This is a genomic window from Noviherbaspirillum galbum, from assembly GCF_010974945.1.
GTDB classification, from domain to species: domain Bacteria; phylum Pseudomonadota; class Gammaproteobacteria; order Burkholderiales; family Burkholderiaceae_D; genus Noviherbaspirillum; species Noviherbaspirillum galbum.
The window spans coordinates 37,574-63,880 of sequence record NZ_JAAIVB010000074.1 but is presented as its reverse complement, the minus strand read 5'-3'; the positions used below and the strand labels follow the sequence as shown (position 1 = coordinate 63,880).

Sequence of the window (26,307 nt, the reverse complement as noted above, 5' to 3'; positions counted from 1 at the left end):
TACAAGTCGAGATCTTTCATGCTGGCTGGACACTGGCCGGAGGCGTGGCGCAGCTTTGCAGCAGCTCGCGCAGCGCGGGCATGCCAAACGGTTTGGCCAGAATGCGAATGCCGAGTTCTTGGGCGTCCTCAAGGCGCTCGGCGTAGCCGGTCATGAGAACGATGGGTAGGGACAGGTAGCGCTCCCGAACCTGCTTGGCCAAGTCGATGCCGTTCATGGATCCTGGCATTTGCACGTCACTCAGGATGAGATCTAGTTCCAAGGCATCCACTTTCAGGAGTAGGACCGCCTCTTCGGCGTTGCCGCAGTGTATGACGGTGCATCCTAGCGACTCCAGAGCAAGCTTGGTTGCCTCGGCAATCTCGATGTTGTCTTCAACCAGCAATACCCGAAGCGGCGTCACGGCCGTGCATGCCGGCCCAGTATTAGGCGTTTGCGTAACCTCGTCCTTCGCGGGCAGCAGCAGACGAACGATGGTGCCATGGCCGGGTTCGCTGCTGAGATGCACCTGGCCGCCGACCTGCTCGCACATCGCCTTAACCTGGCTCAGCCCAAGTCCGGTACCCTGGCCGTTCTTGCGTGTCGTGAAGAACGGCTCAAACACCCTGGCAAGCGTCTCCTGCGTCATGCCAGAACCTGTATCGCTCACTAGAATTTCGACGTATTGTCCGGCGGTCGCGGCATCCCCGCTGGCTGGCCGGGCCATGATTTCGAAGATGCCGCCGTCGGGCATCGCATGACGGGAGTTGATGGCCAAGTTCAGGATGGCCAGCTCGAACTCCGAGCGGTCGAGCAAGGCCGCCGGCGTTAGCGGGTAGACGAGCAGTCGACCCTGAACGCTGCTGCCCAGGACAGGCCTGCATAAGTCCATGATCGCAGGAAGGAGCTCATGCAAGGAGACAGCCGCCGGCGCAATCGGCTGGCGCCGCGAAAAGCTCAGCAGTTGTCGGGTGAGCTTGGCGCCGGTATCGACCGCGCGCTGGATGGCGGTAAGTCGTTCGGGGCCATTCAGTGACGGATTGGCTTCGGCAATGATGTGCGTGCTCATGTCCACCGTCATGAGCAAGTTATTGAAATCATGTGCGACACCGCTGGTGAGATGGCCCAGCGCCTCCATTTTCTGGGATTGAAGCAAGGCCTTCTCGGCGGCTTGGCGCTGCACGACCTCAGCATACAAGGTGTTGGACAGGCTGAACTGCTGTCTTGTCTTACGAACGAGCCAGAATCCAAGGCACAAAATGACTGCGATTGCCGCTAACGCCATCACCGTCAGCGGGGCCATTTCCTTGCGCCAGCCAGAGATAACATCATCCCTGGTGACGCCAACTGCGACATACACCGGGTAATCACCCACTTTTCGAATCGCCACTTTGCGCAGGATGCCGTCCACGCTGGAGACCGTGTCGATCACGCTACTTTTCGTATTTTCCGCCATGGCGCGGGCGACGGTGCTGGTTGCCGGGATGCGCGCCTGGATTTCCGCGGTCTTGGGCCAGCGGGCAATGAAGGTGCCATCGTTGCGGACCAGGGCGATCGCGGTTTGCGAACCCGCGGGCACCATGCTCGCATAGAACTGCTCAAGATACTCGGGATAGAGGCTGACTTGCACGGTCCCGGCGAACTTGCGATCGCGGGTTTCTCGCCGGACGGTCAAGTCGAAAAAGATCTCCCTTGTTTTCTTGCCCAGCAGGGCGCCCGTGATAAACAGGCCACGGTAACCTCGCAAATGGGCCTGGAACGACTCTCGATCGGCCAAGTCAAGATTGCGTGGCGCGGGAAGATAGCGGTTCGACAGGACAGGGTGACCCGCATCATCCAAAAGCCAGATGGACTGGACTTGGGGCAGGCCTGTAACCATGCTCTTTATTTTTTCGTGCAATTGCGGCTCAAGAGCTGCAATGTCGGCGTTGCTCTTGTCCTCGACCAGGTCCGTCAAGCGGTCCAACAGCACATGGCTGGTATCGAACAATTTCAGGGCATGTTCGGATCCTACATGCGCTGTTCTCTCTGCAGCCTGAATCTCCTCCTTCCAGTTCTGCTCATACTGGCTCTGGGCAAGGTAGGCAAGAAACAGAACCACGGTGACAGCAGTAAGGATTACGCCCGTCATCAGAAGACGCAGCGTGCGCATCTGCCCGGCGGACAGACCCTCAGTCAGGCGCGCAAGAGGCGCTGGTCCACCTGGTACCTCACGGGAATGGCTCAGAGTCATGACGAATGTGCGCTGGCAGGTGCCGATGAAGCGCGAATTTTACTTGAGCCGTACCCGTTTGGAGCGCAGCGGAAGCAAACACTAAAAATATATTCGTGGACCGAATGTGACGATTAATTAAGCTACTTGGACTTGTCCAGGGTCGAATTTTCATTTTCATTCATGAACGTTGGACAAATGAAGAAAGGTGCAAGAAACCTCTTGATTTAGGGAAATGAACACTTTATGGTCAGGTCCATACATTCGCAATGACGCGACACGTCGGGTAACGATGCCCAACGCATTTGTCAGGCATCTGAAGATGCTTCGGTGCGCTGCGTGGAATCGGTTTGCTTGTGTGTTGCGTCACCGTACGAACAACAAGGACTCCCGATACCTCGCATGGATCATCACTTTTCATCGTTTTCCGGATGCCGGCTCGCGTTGCCGCCAATCCCCATCTCATCTTGGGCTGCGAACCTACCTCTTTTTCGCCAAACCTCCTTTCCGCTTCAAGTCGTTCCAGGCGTGACGCCTTTCTGCCTGACCGCGTCTTTTTCCAGTTTGTCCGTTCGTTCATCCCAACCTATCACGGAGGTCGTATGATCAAGCACTTCGCAGCGGTTTTCGCAACTCTGATGTTCATTGCCGGCACACCGAGCGCGGCACTGGCGTCTGAACGCGCCACGCCCGATGAAGCGGTGGCGATGGTAAAGAAAGCGGTTGCTGCGATCAAGGCCAATGGCAAGGACAAGGCCTTTGCCGACTTTGCCGATCCCGCGAACAAGGACTTCCATGATCGTGACCTGTACATCTATGTCTACGACCTGAGTGGCAATAACGTCTCACATGGCAACAACCCGAAGATGATTGGCAAAAACCTGTTGGACATGAAGGATGCCGACGGCACGGCGATCATCAAAAGCTTCATCGACACGGCCAACAGCAAAGGCAAAGGCTGGGTGGATTACAAATGGCCCAACCCGGTGACCAAGGCGGTTGAAAAGAAATCCGGGTATGTCGAGAAAGTGGACAACCTGGTGGTGGGCAGCGGAATCTATAAACCCTGATCTTACCGCGGACCTGTAGAGAAGGAGCCGTCGATACATGACCCGCAAGAAAGTCCTTATCGTTGATGATAACGAACCGCTCTGCACAACGATTCTGGAGTTGTTGTCACTCCGGGGCTTTGATGGGGTTGCGGCGTACGACGGACAGGAGGCACTGCAGGTGCTGCGGGTGGATGAAAACTTTGGCCTGATCCTGCTCGACATCCTGATGCCGGTCATGGATGGCATGCAGTTCGTCGAAAATATGCGTCAGGAATTCCCGCGGCTCTTTGAGTCGATCCCGATCGTCATGCTGTCGGCGATTGCGGACCACATCACGACGCCGGAATGGGCGAAGGAAAAAATCAAAAAACCAGTCACGACGTCGCAGCTGCTTGAGATGGTTGAGCAGTACTGCCAGGGACCGGCATGATCATCACGGAAGATCATCGAATGCTCCTTGAGGATGTTCTCATTACGCCGGCGCTGCTGCAGCGGTCGCCGGTGCCCATCGACTTTATCCGATCGAAGGTATTCTTTCTGTGATCGCCGCACAGGCAGGAAGCGCCTTCCTGCGCGATTTTGGTCATGTCCCATTTCGCCGACAAACAGTTCAATCGGCAAGACCTGTACATGCTCTCCACGCTGGATCTCTCGCTGCTACGGTGAGGCCAGCTCGCGAGAGATCCAGCGGCGGCTCCCGGGGAAAGGGTCATCCAAAGCGAGCCGGCCAGCCTGGATGGCGAAGTCATCCTGCCGCGCAAGACTTATGAACCCTATTTCAATGAGGTTGGCCTTGCAGCGTTGATCCATCCGAATGGGGCAAGCCCGGCGAACTGAGCAGCACATCATCATGACTCGATTCCGCCCGATTCCAAGTCGCCTCGACATTCTTGCCCTGCTCCTGCCGCAACTGGCCAGCGGTGCTTACCTTACCTAAAAACGCACCATCACAGAACAATTACTTCTCAACGAGGATGGCAGCTACTTGCGCCCACCATGCCCTTCTTGGTCAAGCAGCGGTTTGCCATTGACCGTCAAACTGGGCGCCAGATTGGCCCTCAGCCGGCGTTCTCATTCACAGATTCCAAATACCAAGCTCTGGCTGCCGGCAACAAGGATAATGCCTATGTGACCACGAACTCTACCGTCGCCAAGGGCGAGGGCATCCACCTTGCCACGGTTCATGTAAAGGAATTCTATGGGGGCGGTCGTCAAGCAGCTTGCACTCCAGCCATTTGACACAAGACATCCCCCCGCTGCCGAGTTAAGCTCGCCCGCAACCATGAAAGGGATGCCACATGTCCAACCTCGTCCTCTGCGACCTACGCGAAGGCGTCGCCACCATCACCCTTAACCGTCCCGAGGCGGGCAACGCCATCGACGAGGCGCTCGGCAAGGCATTCGCCGCTGCCGTCGACCGGATCGCCTCCACCGAAGGCCTGCGCGCCGTGCTCCTCGCGGCGAACGGCAGCAAGTTCTGCGTCGGCGGCGACATCGCCGAGATGATGCAGGCGGACAACCTCCCCGGCCTGATGCGGGCGTCTATCCCGCGCCTGCACGAGGCCGTGGCCAGATTGGCAGCCCTCCCTTGCCCTGTCATCACCGCGATCAACGGCCCGGTCGGCGGCGGCGGTGTCGGCCTGGCCTTGTGCGGCGACGTCGTACTGGCCGCCCAATCAATGAAGTTGCGCGGCGGATATTCCGCCATCGGCCTGTCGCCCGACCTCGGCGCGTCCTGGTATCTGGCGCGCCGCGCCGGCGCCGCCCAGGCCAAGCGCATCCTCTTCCTGAACGAACCCCTGGTCGCGGAGGACTGTCTCCGGCTCGGCCTGGTCGACGCGGTCTACCCCGATGAAAGCCTCGCCGAGGAAGCCCGGGTGCTGACCGCAAGGCTGGCCGCCGGCGCCACGGCTTCCTATGGCAAGATCAAGGAACTGATCGACGGCGTACACGCGCGCACGCTGGAGCAACACCTCGCCCTGGAGGAACGCCACATGACCGCCTGCGCCGGCAGCGAAGACGGCGCCGAAGGCATCCGCGCCTTCAGCGAGAAGCGCGAAGCCCGCTTCCGTGGTCGATAGCAACCACCGCGCCTGCAACCAAACCAACCATCCCAACCATCCCAACGACAGGAGACAGCATGAAAGACCTCTGCGCGGACCTGCTGGCCGAATACGATGCGCTTGCCGGGCTTTGCGCGACGCTCACCCCCGAGCAATGGCGGCGCAAGACGCAATTCTTCGGCTGGACGCCATGGGATGAAATCGCCCACCTCTGCTACTTCGATGAAACCGGCCTGCTCGCCGCCACCGATGGCGAGGCCTTTGCCGAGGACACCCGCAAGCTGATGGCGGAGCAGGAGGGCGGCAAGGAAATCAGCCAGATCGCGCGCGAACGCTTCGGCCATCTCGACGGCGAACAACTGCTGGCGCGCTGGAGCGAGCGCTACCATGACCTGGTCGACGCCCTGGCGAAACTCGACCCGAAGGCGCGCCTGCCGTGGTACGGCCCGACCATGAGCGCCCGTTCCTTCGCCACCGCGCGGATGATGGAAACCTGGGCGCATGGCCAGGATGTGTTCGACATCGTGCCCGCGCGGCGTCCGCTCGACGGCCGCCTGCGCCACATCGCGCATCTCGGCGCCACCACCTTCGGCTGGACCTTCGTCAACCGCGACCTGCCGGTCCCCCCGGTCGCGCCTTTCATCTCCCTGACCGCGCCGGGCGGCGACACCTGGACCTGGAACGCCCCGTCCGACACAGACTACGTTCGCGGCAGCGCGGAAGACTTCTGCCTCGTCGTCACGCAACGGCGCAACGTGCGCGACACCGGCCTGGAATATGCCGGCGCCGGCGCGGAAGCCTGGCTGCCGCTCGCCCAGTGCTTCGCCGGACCGCCTGCCGATCCGCCGGCGCCGGGCGTGCGCGCAATCCGCTACTGACGTGGCGGCGGCCTCACCCATGAGGAAAAGCGCGGACGACGCCATTCCAATGGCGCCGGGGTCAGCGCTGGAATTAAGCCATCGGCAGGAGATCGATGCCAGGCTGGCCCCGCTGCGCGAAAGCCTGGGCAAGGACTGCCTGTCGGAATTCGCGTTTCCCAATCTCTACCTGTTCCGACAGGCGCATGATTACCGCTTCCTGCCCGGGCGCTGGCCATGCGTCGCCGGGCTGACCTATGACGGCGCGCGCCACCTCATGCCCCTGTTCGACCTGGCGGAAGCGCCGCTGCAGGTGCTGCGCGACTTGCTGCAGGGCTACGACTGCTTCTACCCGGTGCCTGCGGCCACCGCGCGGCGGCTCGATCCGGCGCTGTTCCAGGTCACGCAGTTCGACGCCGATGCCGACTACCTCTACGCCGCCGAAAACTTCCGCAGCTATCGCGGCGAGGTGCTGCGCAAGAAGCGCCAGCTGATGCAGCAGCTCCTGCGCCAGCACCAGGTCACCCACGCGCCCCTCGACGCCAGCCGCATCGACGATGCCCGCATGCTGCTGTCCGGCTGGATGCGGGACAAGGACAAGGGCGCGGGCGAGGCGGACGAGTCTTCCTGCCACGAGGCCCTGCAACTGGCTGGGCACTTCGGCTTCGACGCCAGCATCTACTACGCCGACGGCGCGCCCGCCGGCTTCATCATCGCGGAACACCTCAATGCCGGCACCGCCGCGATGCGCTTCGCCAAGGGCAGCGACCGCTACAAGGGCATTTACCAGCACATGTTCCATGACTTCGCCATGCGGGCGAAGGAGCTGGCGTGGATCAACTTCGAGCAGGACCTCGGCCTGCCCAACTTCAGGCAGACAAAGCGGTCTTACCAGCCTGCCGAACTGCTGCAGAAATGCCGCGTTGCACTGCGATACCCATCAGCCACTTGACGCAAGACGACAAGAAGGCGGGCGGGTAGCCTGTCAAGCATGATCGCAGCAAGCGGGCCTCCCCGGCCCGGCGCCAATACTGGGTACAGAAAATATGGCAATCATCGAGACCAACATTTCGACAGGCAACGACAACTTCCAAGGCAACCGGGAGGGCATGCTGGCGCTGATCGAGCGCATGCGCATGCTGGAGGAACGTACCCGCCGCACCTCGTCGGCATCCAAGCCGCGCTTCGAGAAGCGGCACCAGCTCCTGCCGCGCGAACGGCTCGCCATCCTGCTCGACCACGGCACGCCCTTCCTGGAGCTGTCGACGCTGGCCGGCTACGGCCTCGACGTCAGCGATCCTGACCGCAGCGTGCCGGGCGGCGGCGTGATCGCGGGCATCGGCTACGTCTCCGGCGTGCGCTGCATGGTCTGCGCGTCCGACTCGGGCATCGATGCCGGCGCGCTGCAGCCGCGTGGCCTGGACAAGCAGCTGCGGGTGCAGGAACTGGCCTTGGAAAACAAGCTGCCTTACGTGCAGCTGGTGGAAAGCGCCGGCGCCAACCTGATGGCTTACCGCGTCGAGGATTTCGTGCGCGGCGGCAACCTGTTTCGCAACCTCGCGCGTCTGTCGGCCGCCGGCCTGCCGGTGCTGACCGTCACCCACGGATCGTCAACGGCGGGCGGCGCCTACCAGACCGGCCTGTCGGATTACATCATCATGGTGCGGGGCCGCTCGAGGGCCTTCCTGGCGGGGCCGCCGCTGCTCAAGGCGGCGACCGGCGAGATCGCGACCGAGGAAGAACTCGGCGGCGCGGAGATGCACACCAGCATCTCCGGCCTCGGCGACTACCTCGCCGAAGACGACCGCGACGCGCTGCGCATCGCGCGCGACATCATGAGCAAGCTGGAATGGAACCGCGGCATTCCCGCCGCACAGGATCGCAAGGAACGCGTCGTCAAGCCGCCGCGCTACGACAGGGAAGAACTGCTCGGCATCATGCCGATGGACCACAAGCGTCCGGTCGACATGAAGGAAGTCATCGCGCGCATCGTGGACGATTCCGATTTCCTCGAATTCAGCCCGCGCTACGGCTCGGCCACGGTGTGCGGCCATGCGATGCTGGATGGATATCCGGTGGGCATCATTACCAACAACGGCCCGATTGACCCGGCCGGCGCGGCCAAGGCGACCCATTTCATCCAGGTCTGCTGTCAGGCGCAGGTGCCCATCCTCTACCTGAACAACACCACCGGCTTCATGGTCGGCCGCCACTACGAGGAAGCCGGCAGCATCAAGCACGGCGCGAAGATGATCCAGGCCGTCACCAATGCCACCGTGCCGCAGATCACCCTGTACTGCGGCGCTTCCTTCGGCGCCGGCAACTACGGCATGTGCGGCCGCGGCTTCCATCCGCGCTTCTGCTTCTCCTGGCCGAACGCGAAAACGGCAGTCATGGGCGGGGAGCAGGCGGCGCAGACCATGGCCATCGTCACCGAGGCCGCCATGAAGCGCAAGGGCGCCGAGGTGGACCACGAACAGCTCGACAAGCTGCAGCGCAAGATCGTCGACAACTTCGACAGGCAGATGGACGTCTTCACTACCAGCGCGCTGCTGCTCGACGACGGCGTCATCGATCCGCGCGACACCCGCTCGGTGCTGTCCTACGTGCTGTCGGTCTGCCGCGAAGCGGAAGCCCGCAAGCCGCACGCGATGCAATTCTCCGTGGCGCGCCCCTAAGTGGCGGAACGAACAAGGCAATCCAAGAGCAGGGAGACAAAGCATGAAACTCACGCCGGAACACGAGGAAATGCGGCGCACGATCAAGCGCTTCATCGCCGAGGAAATCAATCCCCGCATCGACGCCTGGGAAGACGCGGAAATTTTTCCCGCGCATGAGCTGTTTGGAAAGATGGGCAAGCTCGGCTTGCTCGGCCTGAACAAGCCTGTCGAATTCGGCGGCATGGGCCTCGACCATTCCTATGCGGCGGTGCTGGCGGAGGCGCTCGGCGACGTGAACGGCGGCGCGGTGCCCATGGCCATCGGCGTGCAGACCGACATGGCGACCCCGGCGCTGGCGGAGCGCGGATCCGATGCGCTGCGTCGCGAATTCCTCGCGCCCGCCATCTCCGGCGAGATGGTCGCCTGCCTTGGCGTGTCCGAAGTCGGCAGCGGCTCCGACGTCGCCTCGATCAAGACGACCGCACGCCGCGACGGCGATGACTACATCATCAACGGCGGCAAGATGTGGACCACCAACGGCACCCAGGCGGACTTCTGCGTGGTGCTGGCCAACACCTCGGATGGGCCGGTGCACAAGAACAAGTCGCTGATCGTGGTGCCGATGAAGACGCCCGGCGTCTCGGTCGCGAAGAAGCTGCGCAAGATCGGCATGAACGCCTCCGACACGGCGCAGCTTTACTTCGACGAGGTGCGCGTGCCGCAGCGTTATCGCATCGGCGAAGAGGGCATGGGCTTCATCTACCAGATGGAACAGTTCCAGGTCGAACGCCTGTGGGGCGCGCTCAATGCCGGCGGCATGCTGCTGCGGGTCATCGACGAAACCATCGACTACACCCGCCAGCGCAAGGCCTTCGGCAAGTCCATCCTCGACAACCAGTGGGTGCACTTCAAGCTGGCCGAGCTCAAGACCGAGGTCGAGGCCCTGCGCGCCCTGTCCTGGCGCGGGGTCGAGATGATCGCCAATGGCGAAAACGCCACCGAGGTCGCCTCTATGGCCAAGCTCAAGGCCGGCCGCCTGATGCGTGCGGTGCCGGACGGATGCCTCCAGTTCTGGGGCGGCATGGGCTACGTCTGGGAAAGCCCGGTATCGCGCGTGTTCCGCGACGGGCGCCTGACGTCCATCGGCGGCGGCGCCGACGAGGTCATGCTGCAGATTATTTCGAAGTACATGGGCATCTATCCCCGGTCCGAATAGGCGTGGCCCTCCATAGCAAGCGCCGTCTTCCCTCTTTCAACGCGTTCACAGCCATGTCGACATCCACTCCGTTCCACAAGATCCTCATCGCCAACCGCGGCGAAATCGCCCTGCGAGTCATGCGCACGGCGCGCGCGCTCGGCTATCGCACGGTCGCCGTGTTCTCGACCGCGGACCGCAATGCCCGGCATGTGCGCGAGGCGGACCAGGCGGTCTGCATCGGCGAAGCCCTGCCGGCCCAGTCCTACCTGAACATTCCGGCGATCATCGAGGCGGCGCGCCTCAGCGGGGCGGACGCGGTCCATCCCGGCTATGGCTTCCTCGCCGAGAACGAGGATTTCGCGCAGGCCTGCCGCGACGCCGGGTTGGTGTTCATCGGCCCCTCGCCGGAAGCCATCGTCTCAATGGGCAACAAGGCGGGCGCGAAGCGGCTGATGATGGAGGCCGGCGTGCCCTGCATCCCGGGTTACCAGGGCGCGGACCAGGGAGAAGGGCGGCTGCACGAGGAAGCGCTGCGGATCGGCTACCCGGTGATGATCAAGGCCACCGCGGGCGGCGGCGGGCGCGGCATGCGCCTCGTGACCTCCCACGACCGTTTCCTGGATGCCCTGCGCAGCGCGAAGTCGGAAGCCCAGAGCGCCTTCGGCAATCCGGAAGTCATCCTGGAACGCGCCATCGTCGAACCCCGGCATATCGAGATCCAGGTCTTCGCCGACCGCCATGGCAATGCCATCCACCTCGGCGAGCGCGACTGCTCGGTGCAGCGGCGCCACCAGAAAGTGGTGGAGGAAGCGCCTTCGCCCGCCGTGGATGCCGCGCTGCGCGAACGCATGGGCGAGACCGCCGTGGCCGCCGTGCGCGCCATCCAGTACGAAGGCGCGGGCACGCTGGAATTCCTGCTCGATGCCGAGGGCAATTACTACTTCATGGAAATGAATACCCGGCTGCAGGTCGAACATCCGGTCACCGAGGCCATCACCGGCCTGGACCTGGTCGAGCTTCAGCTTCGCGTCGCCGCCGGCGAACCGCTGCCGATCCGGCAAGAAGACGTGCGCTGGATCGGCCATGCGATCGAGGTGCGCCTGTGCGCGGAAGACGCCCGCAGCGGCTTCATGCCGCAGAGCGGCGTGATGGCGGACTGGCAGATGCCCACCGCCATCCGCGTGGAGGATGCGCTGGAAGCCGGGGCGGAAGTGCCGCCTTACTACGATTCGATGATCGCCAAGCTGATCGCCTATGGCGGCACGCGCGACGAGGCGAGGCGCAAGCTGCATTCGGCGCTGCAGGATGCGGTGGTGCTGGGCGTGCGCACCAACCAGGCATTCCTCGCAAGTTGCCTCGCACACCCGGTGTTTGCCGCGGGCGGTGCCACCACCGCCTTTATCGGCCAGCATGGCGAGGCGCTGCTGGAGGTCGATGAGGCCGCCGCGCTGCGCGCCCGGGCGCTTGCCTGCGCCTTGCTCTACAGCACGGATTCGCCCGCTGCGGGCAATGGCATGGACATCGCGCACCGCCTGCCGATCGCCTTCTACATGGAAGTGGACGGCGAGGCCTGCGTCGCCACCCTGGTCAATAGCGGCGGCGGTCGCTTCGGCATCAGCGTCGGCGGGCAGGAGCAGAAAGTGCAAATCATCGCGCAGCAGGAAGGACGGGTTCGCTTCAGCTGCGGCGGATTGATGGAAAGCGCCGCCTTCAATCGCGACGGGGATGTCCTGCACCTGCAGTTCCGCGGCGAGGCTTACCTCGTTGCCGACCTGACCCACGCCGCCCAGACGCAAGGCGAGGATGCCAGCGACGGACGCATCCGCGCGGCGATGAACGGCCGCGTGGTCGCGGTGCACGTCGCGGTCGGGGACGAGGTAAGGGCCGGCCAGCCGGTGCTGACGCTGGACGCGATGAAGATGGAGCACGTGCATGCGGCGCCGGTGACCGGTCGGGTGAAATCGCTGTCCGCCGCGATGGGCGACCAGATTGCCGTGCACCGCATCGTTGCCGAGATCGAATCCGCCGAGATGGCGCAGACGGCCTGACAAACTGCATTCACGAGACCACGATGAACGAATCCGTCCTCCACGAAAAGAAATCCTCCGCCTTCTGGATCACCATCAACCGCCCCGACAAGCGAAATGCGATCAACCAGGAGGTGATCGACGGCATCCGCGAAGGCTACCGCCTTGCCCATGCCGACCCCGAGGTCCGCGCCATCGTGCTGACCGCGGCGGGAGAGAAGGCCTTCTGCGCCGGCGGCGACCTGCAGCCGGGCAAGGGCTTCGCATTCGACTATGCCAAGCCTAGCATCGACTATGCTGACCTGCTGCGCGAGGCGCAGTCCGCCACGCTGCCTTGCATCGCCCGCATCAACGGCACCTGCATGGCGGGCGGCATGGGCCTGCTGTGCATGGTCGACATGGCCGTGGCCGCCGACCATGCGCTGTTCGGCTTGCCCGAGGTGAAGGTCGGCGTGTTTCCGATGCAGGTCCTGAGCCTGCTGCAACGCCTCGTGCCGCCGCGCGTGCTGCGGGAATGGTGCCTGACCGGCGAGCCCTTCGATGCGCGCGCCGCCCAGGAATTCGGACTGCTGAACTACGTCGTGCCGGCGGCCAGCCTCGACGAAAAGACGCAATGGCTGGTGGAACGGCTGACCGACAAGTCGCCCACCGCGATCCGACGCGGCAAATATGCGATGCGCGCGATGGCGTCGATGTCGTTCGAGCAGGGCATCGCCTATACCGAAAGCCAGATCGCCCTGCTGGCGCTGACCGAGGATGCGAAAGAAGGCCTCGCCGCCTTCAACGAGAAACGCAAGCCGGTCTGGACCGGCCGCTGAATAGGAGAAGGGCACATGCAAGCAAACCGGGCAAGCGGCAAAGTGGTCCGCATCGGCGGCGCCTCGGGTTTCTGGGGCGACAGCGCGGTGGCGGCGGAGCAACTGGTGAATGGTGTCACCGGCGGCGCGCGCATCGACTACCTGGTATTCGACTATCTCGCCGAACTGACCATGGCGATCCTCGCGTCGGCGCGCGCGAAGAAGCCGGAACTCGGCTACGCCACCGACTTCGTCGACGTGGCCATGAAAAGCGTCCTGCCCGTCCTGGGCCGGCACGGCATCAAGGTGGTCAGCAATGCCGGCGGCATCAATCCGCGCGGCTGCGCCGACGCGCTGGCGAAGCTGGCCGGCGAGATGGGCGTGTCGCTGAAGATCGCGGTGGTGGAAGGCGACGACGTCAGCGCCCGCATCCCCGCGCTGCGCGAACGCGGACTCAAGGACATGTTCACCGGCGAACCCGTGCCGGAACGCATCCTCAGCGCCAACGCCTACCTCGGCGCGCTGCCGGTCGCGCAGGCGCTGGCGGCGGGCGCGGACGTGGTCATCACCGGTCGCTGCGTCGACAGCGCGGTGACCCTTGGCCCGCTGATGCATGAATTCGGCTGGCGCGCCGGCGACCACGACCTGCTCGCGGCTGGCAGTCTCGCCGGCCACATCATCGAATGCGGCTGCCAGGCGACCGGCGGGCTGCATACCGACTGGGAGAACGTGCCCGACTGGGCCAACATCGGCTACCCCGTCATCGAATGCCACGCGGATGGGGGCTTCGTCGTTACCAAGCCGGACGGCACCGGCGGCCGGGTGCTCGCGCCGGCGGTAGCGGAGCAGATGCTGTACGAGATCGGCGACCCGGGTGCCTATGTGCTGCCCGACGTGGTCTGCGATTTCCGCGAGGTAAACATCACCCAGGAAGGCGACAACCGGGTGCGGGTGACCGGTGCACGCGGCAAGCCGCCCACCGATTCCTACAAGGTCTCGGCCACATACATGGACGGCTACCGCTGCGCCGGCACGCTCGTCATCATCGGCATCGATGCGGCGGCCAAGGCAAGGCGCACCGGCGAAGCCATCCTGGAGCGCACGCGGGGGATGTTCCGGAAACTGGGGCTGCCGGACTACAGCGCGGCGCACGTCGAGGTCATCGGCGCCGAGACATCCTACGGACCGCATGCACGCACCGGTGCTTCGCGCGAGGTGATGATGCGGGTCGCGGTCAACCATGCGTCCAAGCAGGCGCTGGAAATTTTCGCGCGCGAGATCGCGCCCGCCGGCACGTCCTGGTCGCCCGGCACCACCGGTCCTGCGCTCGCCCGGCCTTCGGCGTCGCCGCTGATCAAGCAGTTCGCCTTCACGCTGCCCAAGCGGGAGATCAAGATCGGTTTCGCCATGGGGGGCGAGACGACCGAGGTGGAAGTGCCGCTGGGCGGCGCTTCGCTCGTACAAACCGTTCCCGATGCCGCCGACGGTTCCTCATCCGCAGCGGGGTCGCGCAACGTGCCGCTCGTACGGCTGGCCTGGGCGCGCAGCGGCGACAAGGGCAACATCTCCAACATCGGCGTCATCGCCCGCAAGCCGGAATACCTGCCCATCATCCAGGGTGCGCTGACGCCCGCGGCGGTGAAGGCGTATTTCGCCCACCTGGTGCGCGGTGAAGTGGTGCGCTATGCCTTGCCCGGCATCCATGCCTGCAACTTCCTGCTCTACGACGCGCTCGACGGCGGCGGCACGGCGTCGATGCGCATGGATCCGCTCGGCAAGGGCATGGCCCAGATGCTGCTCGACATGCCGGTCGCCGTGCCGGAAGCGCTGGCCCGTGAACTGGAGAAGTAAATGACGAGCTTGAAGGACAAGGTGCTGTTCATCACCGGCGCCAGCCGGGGCATCGGCAAGGCGATCGCATTGCGGGCCGCGCGCGACGGGGCACGAATCGTGATCGCGGCCAAGACCGCCGAGCCCGATCCACGCCTGCCGGGCACGATCTTCAGCGCCGCCGAGGACATCGAGCATGCCGGCGGCCAGGCCTTGCCGGTGGTGGTGGACGTACGCGACGAAGCGCAGGTCCAGGCGGCGGTGGAACGCGCGGCCGAACGCTTCGGCGGCATCGACATCCTCGTCAACAATGCCAGCGCCATCAGCATCACCGGCACGGCGGAAACGCCGCTGAAGCGCTATGACCTGATGATGGACATCAACATGCGCGGCACCTTCGCCTGCGCCCAGGCCTGCCTGCCTTACCTGAAGAAGGCGGCCAATCCCCACGTATTGGTGCTGTCGCCGCCCATCGACCTCGACCCGAAGTGGCTCGGGCCGCATCCGCCCTACACCGCCTCGAAGTACGGCATGAGCCTGCTGGCGCTGGGCATGGCCGAGGAGCTGCGGCAATCCGGCATCGCGGTAAATGGCCTCTGGCCGCGCACCATCATCGCCACCGCGGCGCTCAACGTGGCCAAACAAGGGCTGGCGGAGCGCGGCCGCACGCCGGAGATCATGGCGGACGCCGCCTATCAAATCTTGATCTCCGACAGCCGGACCTGCACCGGCACGCTGCTCCTCGACGAGCAGGTCCTGCGCGAGGCGGGCGTCAGCGACTTCGAGCAATACAGCGTCACGCCCGGCGTGGCGCCGCAGATCGACCTGTTCGTCAATCCATGACGCAATGGATGCAATGAACGCCATGAACGGCAGGGGAGGGCATGTGGAAACGACGACCATACGTTGCTGGCAGGACGGACCGCTGGCATACCTGGAGCTGAACCGTCCCGAAAAAGCCAACGCGATCGATGAACGCATGTGGCAGGAATTGCGTGCCGCCATGCAATGGGTGGACCGCACGCCGTCGATACGCGTCGCCATTCTGTGCGGCGCCGGCCGGCATTTCTGCGCCGGCATCGACCTGTCGATGCTGCATGCCCTGCAACGCTTCGCCGCCGCCGAATGCCGCGGCCGCGGCGCCGAGCAGGTGCGCCTGATGATCCTCGACCTGCAGGACACCGTGACCGCCATCGAACGCTGCCGCAAGCCGGTGATCGCCCGCATTCATGGCGCTTGCGTCGGAGGCGGCATCGACATCTCTACTGCCTGCGACCTGCGCTATTGCAGCGACGACGCTTATTTTTCGGTGAAGGAAGTGGATGTCGGGCTGACGGCCGACGTCGGCACCCTGCAGCGCTTGCCCAGGCTGATCGGCGAAGGCATGGCGCGGGAGTTGTCGTATACCGCGCGCCGTTTTTCTGCTGCCGAGGCGCGGGAGATGCGGCTGGTTAACCGGGTCTATGCGACGGTGGAGGAATTGACGAGCGGCGTGGATGAGCTTGCGCGGTCGATTGCCGCGAAGTCACCGCTGGCGGTGCGGGGGACCAAGGAAATGATCACCTATATGCGCGACCATTCGATTGAAGACGGGTTGAATTACATCGCGACGTGGAATGCCGGGATGCTGTTGTCAGCTGATCTCGAGGAGGCGCTGGCGGCGCAGCGGGAGAAGCGCGGGGCGGTGTTCGGGGATTAGGCTGGTCGAGGCGGTTGCCGGCAGTTGCATGCCATCATGACGCGTATGCCGGAGCGCTCCGAAAAGCTCCCTCTCCTTGAAGGAGAGGGGACATGGCGGCAAGATATATCACCGCCGAACCAGCACCACCGCCAACTCCGCAATCGGCCCCGTCTCCAGACGCGGATACGGCGGCTTCGGCCAAACCCACTCCGATGCCGGAAACAGCGCCCGCACCGCATTGATATCGCAATGATAAGGCGGCCCCTTGATCACGCCATGCTCAGCGTCCGGCGACGGCACCTGCGCCAGCAAGGCAAGCAGCTTGCCGCCCGGTTTCAGCCAGTCCCGCAACTGCCTGGCATACGCCTGCCAATGATCGGGATGCAATGCGCACAGGCAAGTCTGCTCATAAACCGCGTCAACAGGGCTGGCGGGCTTCCAGGCAAGCACGTCCGCCTGCTGCAAATCCGCCTTTAGTCCTCGGGCGTCCAGCATTTCCCGGCAGGCGCTGATCGCCCCGGCTGCAAAGTCGAGGCCGGTGACGGCAACGCCCGCCGCGACCAGTTCCGCGACTTCCCAGCCGCGTCCGCATCCCGGCACGATCACTTGCTGAGGCGGTGCAATCTCCCCGCCGTCGATCCATTGCCGAAGCTGCGGATTCGGACCGCCGCGGTCCCAGGGCGTAGAAGAAGTCGCGAAACGCTCTTCCCAGAAATCGCGTGTGGGTCCTGCCATGGCCGTCTCCGAAGGTGGTGATGCGCATACGATACCTTATCCGGCGCCGAAGGCTTTGCGTTAACCTGCTGAAAGGCCGCCCGGCCGCGAGAACCGGCCTACACTTCCTGCAGGGCGCCTGACTTGCGGCGCCTCTTGCACCAGAGACAGGAGATCCGGGATGAGCGCTACCGCAACCGAGGACCAGCCAATCAGCCAGCGGCAGGACTTCGACGCCGGCCGCCTCGAGCAATACCTCGAAGGTCATGTGGCAGGCTTCCGCGGCCCGCTGCAGGCCAGGCGTTTTTCGGAAGGCCAATCCAATCCGACCTACCTGCTGGAGACGCCGGACCGGCGCTACGTCCTCCGGAAGAAGCCGGCGGGCACGTTGCTGCCGTCGGCCCACGCGGTGGAGCGGGAATACCGGGTCATCAGCGCGCTGCGGGACAGCGGCGTGCCCGTTGCCCGCACCTACTGCCTGTGCGAAGACAGCGCGGTGATCGGCACCCCGTTCTACGTCATGGAATTTGTCGGCGGCCGGGTACTGTGGGATCCCACGCTCCCCGGCATGCAGCCATCGGAACGCGCCGCGATCTACGATGACATGAACCGCGTGATTGCCGCACTGCACGGCATCGACCCGGCAGCGGTCGGACTGGGCGACTTCGGCCGTCCCGGCAATTTCTTCGAGCGCCAGATCGCCCGCTGGACGAAGCAGTACCGGGCGTCGGAGACGGAAACCATCGACGCCATGGAATCCCTCATCGGCTGGCTTCCGGCAAACATTCCTCAGTCGGAAGAAACCGCCATCGTGCACGGCGACCTGCGGCTCGACAACCTCATCTTTCATCCGGCCGAGCCGCGCATCGTCGCGATGCTCGACTGGGAACTATCGACGCTGGGACATCCGCTGGCCGACTTCGCCTACCACGCGCTGACGTGGCGCCTGTCGGCCGACGAGTTCCGCGGCATGCGCGGCGCCGACCTTGCATCCCTCGGCATTCCCGGCGAGCAAGCCTACCTGGGGCAATATTGCCGGCGCACCGGCCGCGCCGCCGTTCCGCAGGCCGAGTGGAATTTCTATCTTGCCTACAGCATGTTCCGCCTCGCGGCCATCCTGCAAGGCATCCTGAAGCGCGCCCATGACGGCAACGCATCGAGCGCGCAGGCGTTCGAGACTGGCCGCAAGGCGCGCGCGATCGCGGAAGCCGGCTGGCGCCAGGTCACCGCGACACGGCAACAATGACACGACCTCTTATCTGAAAGGCACACATGGAATTGCTCGATCCTTCCCCCAAAGTGCAGGAATTGCAGGCACGCCTGAACGCGTTCATGGACCGGCATATCTATCCGAACGAAGACCGGTATTACGCCGAGTCGACCGCCGAAGGTCCGTGGGGCGTGCAACCGGTAGTGGAACAATTGAAGACCCTGGCGCGGGAAGAGGGCTTGTGGAACCTCTTCCTTCCCGCTTCCGAGCATGGCGCCGGGTTGACCAACCTGGAATACGCGCCGCTGTGCGAGATCATGGGCAGGTCCCACCTCGCGCCGGAAGTCTTCAACTGTTCCGCGCCCGACACCGGCAACATGGAAGTCCTGGCCCGGTACGGCACCGAGGAGCACAAGCGACAGTGGCTGCAGCCCTTGCTGGAAGGACGGATCCGCTCCGCCTTCGCCATGACGGAGCCGGCTGTCGCGTCGAGCGATGCAACAAACATCCAGGCCTCCATCCGCAGGGACGGCGACGAGTACGTCATCAACGGCCATAAGTGGTTCACCACCGGGGCTACCGATCCGCGCTGCAAGATCATGATCTTCATGGGCAAGACCGATCCCGACAACCCTGAAAAGCACAAGCAGCAGTCGATGATCCTGGTGCCGCTGGAGACGCCCGGCGTGAAGGTGATCCGGCCGCTGCCGGTGTTCGGTTTCTATGGCGTGCCCGATCGCGCCGCGGAAGTCGTGTTCGAGAACGTGCGCGTACCGGCAACGAACATCTTGCTGGGCGAGGGCCGCGGCTTCGAGATCGCCCAGGGCCGGCTTGGGCCAGGCCGCATCCATCATTGCATGCGGCTGATCGGCCTCGCGGAACGCGTGCTCGAGAAAATGTGCCGGCGCACCAAGGAGCGGGTCGCCTTCGGCAAGCCGGTGGCGGAACAGACCGTGACGCTCGAGCGCATCGCCGATTCCCGCATCATGATCGACCAGTGCCGCCTGCTGACGCTGCATGCCGCGCACATGATGGACACCGTAGGCAACAAGGGTGCGAGATCGCAGATCGCCATGATCAAGGTGGCTGCGCCCAACATGGCATGCCAGGTGATCGACTGGGCGATCCAGGCGTTTGGCGGCGCGGGGGTGACGAATGACTTTGCGCTTGCTTCGGCTTACGCGACCGCACGGCTGCTGCGGATCGCGGACGGTCCGGATGAGGTGCATCGGAACCAGATCGGCAAGCTGGAGTTGCGCAAGTACGGGTAGAGAGTATGGAGACGATATTCGGCATCTGTTTTTATCTCCGTCATTCCCGCGCTGGCAACGTGCGACGCGCGCGATGCCGAAGGCGAGACATAATCCTCTCCCTTTCAAGGGGGAAGTAAACACCGACCAGAGACACCACCATGACCGACAACCTCCTCCTCGCAGCCGCCCGAAACACCAACTACTACACCCCGGAACATGAACAATTCCGCGACATGGTGCGCCAGTTCGTCGCGAACGAGATCACGCCCTTCGTCAACGAATGGGACGAGGCCGGCTCCTTCCCTCGCGCGCTGTACAGCAAGGCCGCCGAGATCGGCCTGCTCGGCATCGGCTATCCGGAGCAATATGGCGGCACGCCGGCCGATGTCTTCTACCAGATCATCGCTGCCGAAGAACTGGCGCGTGCCGGCTCCGGAGGCGTCAGCGCCTCCCTGTTCTCGCACACCATCGGCACGCCGCCGGTACTGCACGCCGGCAGCGACGCCCTGAAGGCGCGCATGCTGCCCGAGGTCCTGTCCGGGCAAAAGATTTCCGCGCTCGCCATCACCGAACCCGGCGGCGGCTCCGACGTCGCCAGCCTGCGCACGACCGCCATCCGGTCAGGCGACCATTACGTGGTCAACGGTGAAAAGACCTTCATCACCTCCGGCATGCGCGCAGATTATTTCACCGTCGCCGTGCGTACGAATCCGGAAGTCAAGGGCGCGGGCGGCGTCTCGCTGCTGCTGATCGATGGCGACACCCCGGGCATCGGCCGCACGCCTCTCGACAAGATGGGCTGGTGGGCTTCCGACACGGCGCACTTGCGCTTCGAGGACTGCCGGGTGCCGGTGGCCAACCTGCTGGGCGTGGAGAACGAGGGCTTTCGCATCATCATGCGCAACTTCAATGCCGAGCGCCTGTTCATGGCCGCCGGCGCTAATGGCTTCGCCCAGGTCTGCTTTGCCGACGCCCTAGACTGGGCGCGCGAGCGCAAGACCTTCGGTCTGCCGATCGTCGAGCGCCAGGTGATCCGGCACAAGCTGGTGGACATGAGCATGAAAATCGAATCGGTGCGCTGCATGCTGGAAGACCTTGCCTGGCGGGTCGAGCACGCCATCGGCGATCCGCGCCTGCTGGTTGCGCAGACGGCGATGCTGAAAAACCTGGCCATGCAAACGATGCAGTTCTGCGCCGATGAATCGGTGCAGATCCTCGGCGGCATGGGCTACATGCGGGGCACGCGGCCGGAGCGCATCTACCGCGAGGTGAAGGTCAACATGATCGGCGGCGGTTCGGTGGAAATCATGAAGGATCTCGCGGCGAGGCAGCTCGGGCTGTAGTGAATCGTCTACCAGCACTCATCGGGGAATCCCGTGACAGGTTTTGCCCCGAACTGGATCGCCGAAGACAGGGCCACCGCATGGGGCAGGACGTGCTTCGCATAATAGCTTGCCGACATGTTGACGGCGTCGGTTTCCCGGCTTGAATGCCCGATCGATGCCGCGCCCTTGAGCCGCAACGCGTGCATCCATCCGCCGCACAACATTCCCCACAACATCAGGTAGGGAACCGCTCCCGCATGCGTCGCGGCCGGGTTGCCCTCATGGTTGTCCTTCAGCCAGCGCAGGACCTCTTCCTGTAGGGTGCAGGCCTGAAGCAGCATGCCGCACAGGCCGACCGCGGCTGGCTGGTCGAGGTCCTGCAAGGCATTCGCATGCTGCCGGATGTCTTCCAGTACCGCCATGGCGACCGTTCCGCCGTCCCGCAGGGTTTTGCGGCCGACCAGGTCGTTGGCCTGGATCGCGGTCGTGCCTTCATAGATGGTCAGGATGCGCGCGTCGCGATAGTACTGCGCCGCGCCGGTTTCCTCGACATACCCCATGCCGCCGAAGACCTGCAAGGCATCGCTGGCAATGCGCACCGCGTTTTCGGTGAACCATCCCTTCAAGATCGGAATCATGAAGCCGAGCCTTTCCTCGGCGCGCTTCCTGGCCTGCGGAGAGGCGGCCTGCGAATGCGACAAGTCCTTCTGCATGGCGACATGCATCGCAAACGCGCGCATCGCGTCGATGTCGCTGCGCGCCGCCAGCAGCAGGCGGCGGACGTCCGGGTGATGCAGGATCGGGCTGGCGGACTCCCGCCCGCGGCCTATCGGCACGCCTTGCACGCGCTCGCGCGCGTAGGCGACCGCATGCTGGTAGGCGCGCTCGGAGATCGCCAGGCCTTGCAGGCCGACGGAGTAACGGGCGTCGTTCATCATGATGAACATGTATTCGAGCCCACGGTTCTCTTCTCCGACTAGGTAGCCGACGGCGCCCTCGGTTTCGCCGAATACCATGACCGCGGTAGGGCTGCCGTGAATGCCAAGCTTGTGCTCGAGGGCGGCGCAAACCAGATCGTTCCTCTCCAGCAGGCTGCCGTCCGCACCGACCATTCGCTTTGGAACGGCGAACAGCGATAAGCCCTTGACGCCCGCCGGGGCGCCTTCCACCCGGGCGAGAACCAGGTGCACGATGTTGTCGGTCAGGTCGTGGTCGCCATAGGTGATGAAGATCTTCTGGCCGAAAATCCGGTAGCGGCCGTCCGCCTGGCGCACGGCGCGCGTCTTCACCGCCGCCAGGTCCGAACCGGCCTGCGGCTCCGTCAGGTTCATCGTGCCGGTCCACTCGCCGGAGACGAGCCTGGACAGGAACAGCTTCTTTACATCGTCGCTCGCCGCCAGGGTAAGGGCTTCGACCGCGCCGTTGGTCAGCATGGGGCACAGCGCGAAGCTGATGCTTGCGCCATGCCACATTTCATCCACGGCTGCGGCGATGACCGCGGACAAGCCTTGCCCGCCATGGTCCGCGTCGAAGCGCAGGGTGCTCCACTGGCCATCCCGGTAGGCGGCATACGCCTCGCGGAAGCCTGGTGCCGTCACGACGCCGCCGTTTTCCATCCGCGCGCCATGCGTGTCCCCGGCACGATTGATCGGATCGATGCAGCCCGCGGCGAGCTTGCCCGCCTCCTCGGCGATCGCCATCACGGTTTCGGCATCGAGTTCGATTCCCGCCCGCGCGGCGTGATCGTCGATATCGAACACATGGGTTAGCAAAAAGCTCAGGTCCTGCAGAGGAGGCTTGTATTGGGTCATGGCGGTCGGTTGCCCGGGGATCAGGTCATGTCGCGTTGTGGAACGGATTCTATGGCCGTTGATCTGCGCGCAACATGCCGCCCCATCATTTTGTCTCGGGACGCCACTAGATTGGCTTTTCCTGCAAGCGCGATGTTTCCTTTCGGTAATTTATAGTAGACTCCAGCACATGAGTGGAGGTACATCCCAGATGCGGCCAGATTCCGATCCCCCTCTAGCAGGCACAGCCTTTCCATCGACATTAACGTACCTGCCTTGAGGAAAAGACGATGAGCAGACATCGATTCGGCAGCACCTTGATTACGGTTGCCAGCGCCGCCACGGCGTCCATCGCGGTGCTGTGCATTGCCGCCGGACTGCTCTCGGAAGTCGGGCTGACCCGCGCAGCCGCGAGCATGATTCTCATCGGTTCGCAGCTTGTATTGATCACGGGCCTGGCCTGGGGATGGCGGCGAAGCCGGCAGGAACTGGCACAGGCGGCCATGACCGCGCAACGCCTCGCCGCCGGGGATCTGGCGCGCGCCTCGGCGCCGTCCGGCCAGGCCTCGCTTCCGGAACTCCAGAAACTCCAGGACAGCATGATGGAGATCCGTCGCCGCATGTTCACGGTGATCGGCCGGCTGCGCCTGGGAACCACCACCGTCGCATCGGCATCCGGCATGATCGCCGGCGACAATACCGCATTGTCAAATCGTACCGCCGAGCAATCGGCATCCCTGGAAAGAACGGCTGCCTCGATCGAGGAACTGACGTCCACCGTGGCGCAGAATGCCGCCAACGCGGAGCAGGCCTTCAACCTTGCCACCGAGGCAGCCGACACCGCGGTGAGCGGCGGCACGGTCATGGCGAGCGTCGTGACGACCATGGCGGCGATCCAGGAAAGTTCGCGCAAGATCGTCGACATCATCGGCGTCATCGACGGCATCGCCTTCCAGACGAACATCCTGGCGCTCAACGCGGCGGTCGAGGCCGCGAGGGCAGGCGAGCAGGGGCGCGGCTTTGCCGTGGTCGCAGCGGAGGTGCGCACCCTGGCGCAGCGTGCGGCAAACGCCGCCAAGGAGATCAAGGAACTGATCGGCGATGCGGTGGCGAAAACCGATGCCGGCGGAACGCTCGTGAACCAGGCTGGCACCTCGATGCAAGACATCGTCGAATCGGTCAAGCACCTCGCCGGACTGATGGGGGAGATCACCTCGGCGAGCCGCGAGCAGCGGGCGGGAATCGAGGAAATCAATCTCGCCATCGGGCAGATCGATACCTTTACCGAAAAGAACACCAGCCTGGTCAAGGACATCGCCAAGGGGCTGGCGCACCTGCTCGAGGAAGCGGTGATCCTTACCGACACCGTCTCGTCCTTCGACCTGGGCGAGGATGAGTTCGGTACGGCAGACCAGGCCCGGGACATGGTGCAGCGCGCGATCGCGTTCGCGGAATCCCATGGCGAATCAGCCCTGGTCCAGGACGTGAACAGGCTGGGCAAGGGCCAGTTCATCGACCGCGACCTGTACCTGAGCGTGTACTCCGTCGATTGCATCGCCGTTGCGCACGGTGCAAATCCGCGTTTTGTCGGGATCGACGGCAGGCAGTTCAAGGACGTCAGCGGAAAATTCTTCGTCAAGGATATCGTCGAAACGGCGTGCTCCCGGGGCGCCGGATGGACCGACTACAAGTGGACCCATCCCGTCACGAAGGAAGTCATCGTCAAGACGTCGTACTTCGAGAAGACCGGCAACATCATTGTTTCCTGCGGCATCTACAAGCAATGAACTGAAGCAGAACCGAAGCAAAACCGAAGCCGTCCCGTTGATGTTTTGTCCTGTCCTGCAAGTCGATTGGCTCGGATCAACAGTGACGGCACATCCCCTCGACCCTATAGTTGCCTGCATCTGACGACACTGGAACGGGTCGCGCCGGTCATCGGCATGCATCGCGATGTCAACCCTTCCAGCCAGCCTAACTTGCAGCTTCTCGGGGGGTAACATGACGCATTTCGTATCGAATACTATCGCCGGGCTCATGATGAACGAGCCTCTCCTGGTGTCCAGCATCATCCGCCATGCCGACCGGCATTTCGGAAGCAACGAGATCGTGTCCCGGCGCGTGGAAGGGGATTTTCACCGCTACACCTACCGTGACTGCCACGCCCGCACCAGGAAGCTCGCCAACGCGCTTGCCGCTCTCGGCGTGCAGGCGGGCGAGCGCGTGGCAACCCTCGCCTGGAATGGTTACCGCCACATGGAGCTGTACTACGGCGTCTCCGGCTCCGGCAGCGTGATTCACACGATCAATCCGCGTCTTCATTCCGACCAGATCAGCTTCATCGCCAACCACGCCGAGGACGTTTGCCTGTTTTTCGAGCCGGGCTTCCTGAAACAGATCGAAGAGCTGGCGCCGCGCATGACGTCGGTCCGGCATTATGTCCTGATGTGCGACAAGGGCCAGATGCCCGAGCAGACGAGCATCTCCGGACTGCTTTGCTATGAAGACCTCATCGACATGCACAGCGACGCCTACGAGTGGCCGGTGCTGGACGAGAATGCCGCCTGCGGCCTGTGCTACACCTCGGGAACGACGGGCAATCCCAAGGGCGTTCTCTATTCCCACCGCTCGACCGTCCTGCATTCCTACGCCGCCGCATTGCCCGACTCCCTCGCCATGTCCGCGCGAGACTGCGTCATGCCGGTCGTGCCGATGTTCCATGCCAATGCCTGGAGCCTGCCGTACACCGCGCCGCTGACAGGGGCCAAGCTGGTGTTTCCGGGTCCCCACCTGGATGGGAAGTCGGTCTACGAGCTCATCGAACGCGAGAAGGTCACGTTCTCTGCGGGCGTGCCGACAGTATGGAAGGCGCTGCTGGATTACGTGGAGCAGAACAGGCTCATCTTCAGCACGCTGGAGCGCACCATCATCGGCGGATCGGCATGTCCGCCGGCGATGATCAAGACCTTCCGCGACCAGTACAACGTCGACGTGCTGCACGGCTGGGGCATGACGGAAATGTCGCCCATCGGCACGGTCAGCACCCTGCAGAACAAGCACTTCGCCATGACGCCCGAGGAGCAGCTCGGCGTTCTCGGCAAGCAAGGCCATGTGCTGTTCGGCGTCGACATGAAGATCGTCGACGACGACGGCGCGGAGCTCGCCTGGGATGGAAAGACGGCCGGCAGGCTGCTCGTCAAGGGGCCATGGGTGATCCGCGATTACTTCAAGCATTCCGGCGACGACGTGCTGGAAGACGGCTGGTTCCCCACCGGCGATGTCGCGTCCATCACCCCGGACGGATACATGCAGATCACGGACAGGAGCAAGGACGTCATCAAGTCGGGCGGCGAATGGATCGGCTCCATCGACATCGAGAATATCGCAATGGCCCATCCCGACGTGGCGCTCGCGGCCTGCATCGGCGTACCGCACCCGAAGTGGGACGAACGTCCCTTGCTGCTCGTGGTGAAAAAGCAGGGGCGCGCGATCGGCAAGGCGGACCTGCTCCATTTCTACCAGGGGAAGATCGCCAAATGGTGGACGCCGGACGACGTGGTGTTTGTCGATGCCTTGCCCATTGGCGCGACCGGCAAGGTGCTCAAGCACGAAATCCGCGGGCAGTACGCTTCCTATCCGCTGCCCACCGCCTAGCACTT

Annotated in this window: 21 protein-coding genes; 18 read left to right on the top strand and 3 right to left on the bottom strand. The window is 63.8% G+C overall.

Going from position 1 to position 26,307, the window contains the following annotated elements; all coding sequences use genetic code 11:
• Positions 1-16: 16 nt before the first annotated feature.
• Entirely contained in the window at positions 17-2,212 is a 2,196-nt protein-coding gene (locus G3574_RS21760) for a hybrid sensor histidine kinase/response regulator (protein ID WP_163967641.1), read from the bottom strand.
• A 581-nt stretch (positions 2,213-2,793) separates the two neighbouring features.
• On the opposite strand from G3574_RS21760, the gene G3574_RS21755 reads away from it, so the two are divergent.
• The 13 genes from G3574_RS21755 to G3574_RS21695 all read left to right on the top strand — a co-directional run bounded on the left by G3574_RS21755 (position 2,794) and on the right by G3574_RS21695 (position 16,374).
• Positions 2,794-3,261: a cache domain-containing protein gene (locus G3574_RS21755; protein ID WP_163967640.1), complete on the top strand. Its 468-nt coding sequence runs from the start codon at positions 2,794-2,796 to the stop codon at positions 3,259-3,261.
• A 37-nt stretch (positions 3,262-3,298) separates the two neighbouring features.
• Positions 3,299-3,673: a response regulator gene (locus G3574_RS21750; protein ID WP_163967639.1), complete on the top strand. Its 375-nt coding sequence runs from the start codon at positions 3,299-3,301 to the stop codon at positions 3,671-3,673.
• 566 nt (positions 3,674-4,239) lie between these two features.
• Positions 4,240-4,482, top strand: a complete 243-nt coding sequence (locus G3574_RS21745; RefSeq protein ID WP_163967638.1) for a hypothetical protein — start codon at positions 4,240-4,242, stop codon at positions 4,480-4,482.
• Between the two features lie 59 nt (positions 4,483-4,541).
• Complete coding sequence (locus G3574_RS21740; protein ID WP_163967637.1) at positions 4,542-5,324, top strand: enoyl-CoA hydratase-related protein; 783 nt, start codon at positions 4,542-4,544, stop codon at positions 5,322-5,324.
• Between the two features lie 59 nt (positions 5,325-5,383).
• A complete protein-coding gene (locus G3574_RS21735) occupies positions 5,384-6,184 on the top strand; it encodes a TIGR03084 family metal-binding protein (protein ID WP_163967636.1) in 801 nt (266 codons plus the stop codon).
• A gap of 19 nt (positions 6,185-6,203) precedes the next feature.
• On the top strand, positions 6,204-7,115 hold the full coding sequence (locus G3574_RS21730; protein ID WP_163967635.1) for a phosphatidylglycerol lysyltransferase domain-containing protein: 912 nt from the start codon (positions 6,204-6,206) through the stop codon (positions 7,113-7,115).
• Between the two features lie 94 nt (positions 7,116-7,209).
• The gene (locus tag G3574_RS21725) at positions 7,210-8,841 is read left to right on the top strand and encodes an acyl-CoA carboxylase subunit beta (protein WP_163967634.1); all 1,632 of its coding nucleotides are present in this window, start codon (positions 7,210-7,212) and stop codon (positions 8,839-8,841) included.
• A gap of 43 nt (positions 8,842-8,884) precedes the next feature.
• Positions 8,885-10,039, top strand: a complete 1,155-nt coding sequence (locus tag G3574_RS21720) for an acyl-CoA dehydrogenase family protein (RefSeq protein WP_163967633.1) — start codon at positions 8,885-8,887, stop codon at positions 10,037-10,039.
• A 53-nt stretch (positions 10,040-10,092) separates the two neighbouring features.
• Positions 10,093-12,069: an acetyl-CoA carboxylase biotin carboxylase subunit gene (locus G3574_RS21715; protein ID WP_163967632.1), complete on the top strand. Its 1,977-nt coding sequence runs from the start codon at positions 10,093-10,095 to the stop codon at positions 12,067-12,069.
• Positions 12,070-12,092: 23 nt separating this feature from the next.
• Positions 12,093-12,866, top strand: a complete 774-nt coding sequence (locus G3574_RS21710) for an enoyl-CoA hydratase/isomerase family protein (protein WP_163967631.1) — start codon at positions 12,093-12,095, stop codon at positions 12,864-12,866.
• A 15-nt stretch (positions 12,867-12,881) separates the two neighbouring features.
• Positions 12,882-14,696: an acyclic terpene utilization AtuA family protein gene (locus tag G3574_RS21705; RefSeq protein ID WP_163967630.1), complete on the top strand. Its 1,815-nt coding sequence runs from the start codon at positions 12,882-12,884 to the stop codon at positions 14,694-14,696.
• Positions 14,697-15,518 carry an SDR family oxidoreductase gene (locus G3574_RS21700; RefSeq protein WP_163967629.1) on the top strand — a complete coding sequence of 274 codons (822 nt, stop codon included), beginning with the start codon at positions 14,697-14,699 and terminating at the stop codon, positions 15,516-15,518. It abuts the gene before it with no gap.
• A gap of 43 nt (positions 15,519-15,561) precedes the next feature.
• Positions 15,562-16,374: a crotonase/enoyl-CoA hydratase family protein gene (locus tag G3574_RS21695; protein ID WP_328804826.1), complete on the top strand. Its 813-nt coding sequence runs from the start codon at positions 15,562-15,564 to the stop codon at positions 16,372-16,374.
• Positions 16,375-16,482: 108 nt separating this feature from the next.
• Here the strand turns inward: G3574_RS21695 and G3574_RS21690 are convergent, their stop codons facing one another.
• Positions 16,483-17,091: a methyltransferase domain-containing protein gene (locus G3574_RS21690; protein ID WP_163967628.1), complete on the bottom strand. Its 609-nt coding sequence runs from the start codon at positions 17,089-17,091 to the stop codon at positions 16,483-16,485.
• 160 nt (positions 17,092-17,251) lie between these two features.
• Between G3574_RS21690 and G3574_RS21685 the strand changes: the two genes are divergently transcribed.
• The 3 genes from G3574_RS21685 to G3574_RS21675 all read left to right on the top strand — a co-directional run bounded on the left by G3574_RS21685 (position 17,252) and on the right by G3574_RS21675 (position 20,876).
• Positions 17,252-18,316, top strand: coding sequence for a phosphotransferase (locus G3574_RS21685; protein WP_163967627.1), 1,065 nt, complete (start codon positions 17,252-17,254; stop codon positions 18,314-18,316).
• A gap of 26 nt (positions 18,317-18,342) precedes the next feature.
• Entirely contained in the window at positions 18,343-19,551 is a 1,209-nt protein-coding gene (locus G3574_RS21680) for an acyl-CoA dehydrogenase family protein (RefSeq protein ID WP_205609878.1), read from the top strand.
• Between the two features lie 140 nt (positions 19,552-19,691).
• On the top strand, positions 19,692-20,876 hold the full coding sequence (locus tag G3574_RS21675) for an acyl-CoA dehydrogenase family protein (protein ID WP_163967626.1): 1,185 nt from the start codon (positions 19,692-19,694) through the stop codon (positions 20,874-20,876).
• A gap of 8 nt (positions 20,877-20,884) precedes the next feature.
• On the opposite strand, the gene G3574_RS21670 is transcribed toward G3574_RS21675, so the two are convergent.
• Positions 20,885-22,669: an acyl-CoA dehydrogenase gene (locus tag G3574_RS21670; protein ID WP_163967625.1), complete on the bottom strand. Its 1,785-nt coding sequence runs from the start codon at positions 22,667-22,669 to the stop codon at positions 20,885-20,887.
• A 269-nt stretch (positions 22,670-22,938) separates the two neighbouring features.
• On the opposite strand from G3574_RS21670, the gene G3574_RS21665 reads away from it, so the two are divergent.
• Both G3574_RS21665 and G3574_RS21660 read left to right on the top strand, forming a co-directional pair.
• The gene (locus tag G3574_RS21665) at positions 22,939-24,435 is read left to right on the top strand and encodes a methyl-accepting chemotaxis protein (protein ID WP_163967624.1); all 1,497 of its coding nucleotides are present in this window, start codon (positions 22,939-22,941) and stop codon (positions 24,433-24,435) included.
• A 214-nt stretch (positions 24,436-24,649) separates the two neighbouring features.
• Positions 24,650-26,302, top strand: coding sequence for a 3-(methylthio)propionyl-CoA ligase (locus G3574_RS21660; protein ID WP_163967623.1), 1,653 nt, complete (start codon positions 24,650-24,652; stop codon positions 26,300-26,302).
• Positions 26,303-26,307: the final 5 nt, after the last annotated feature.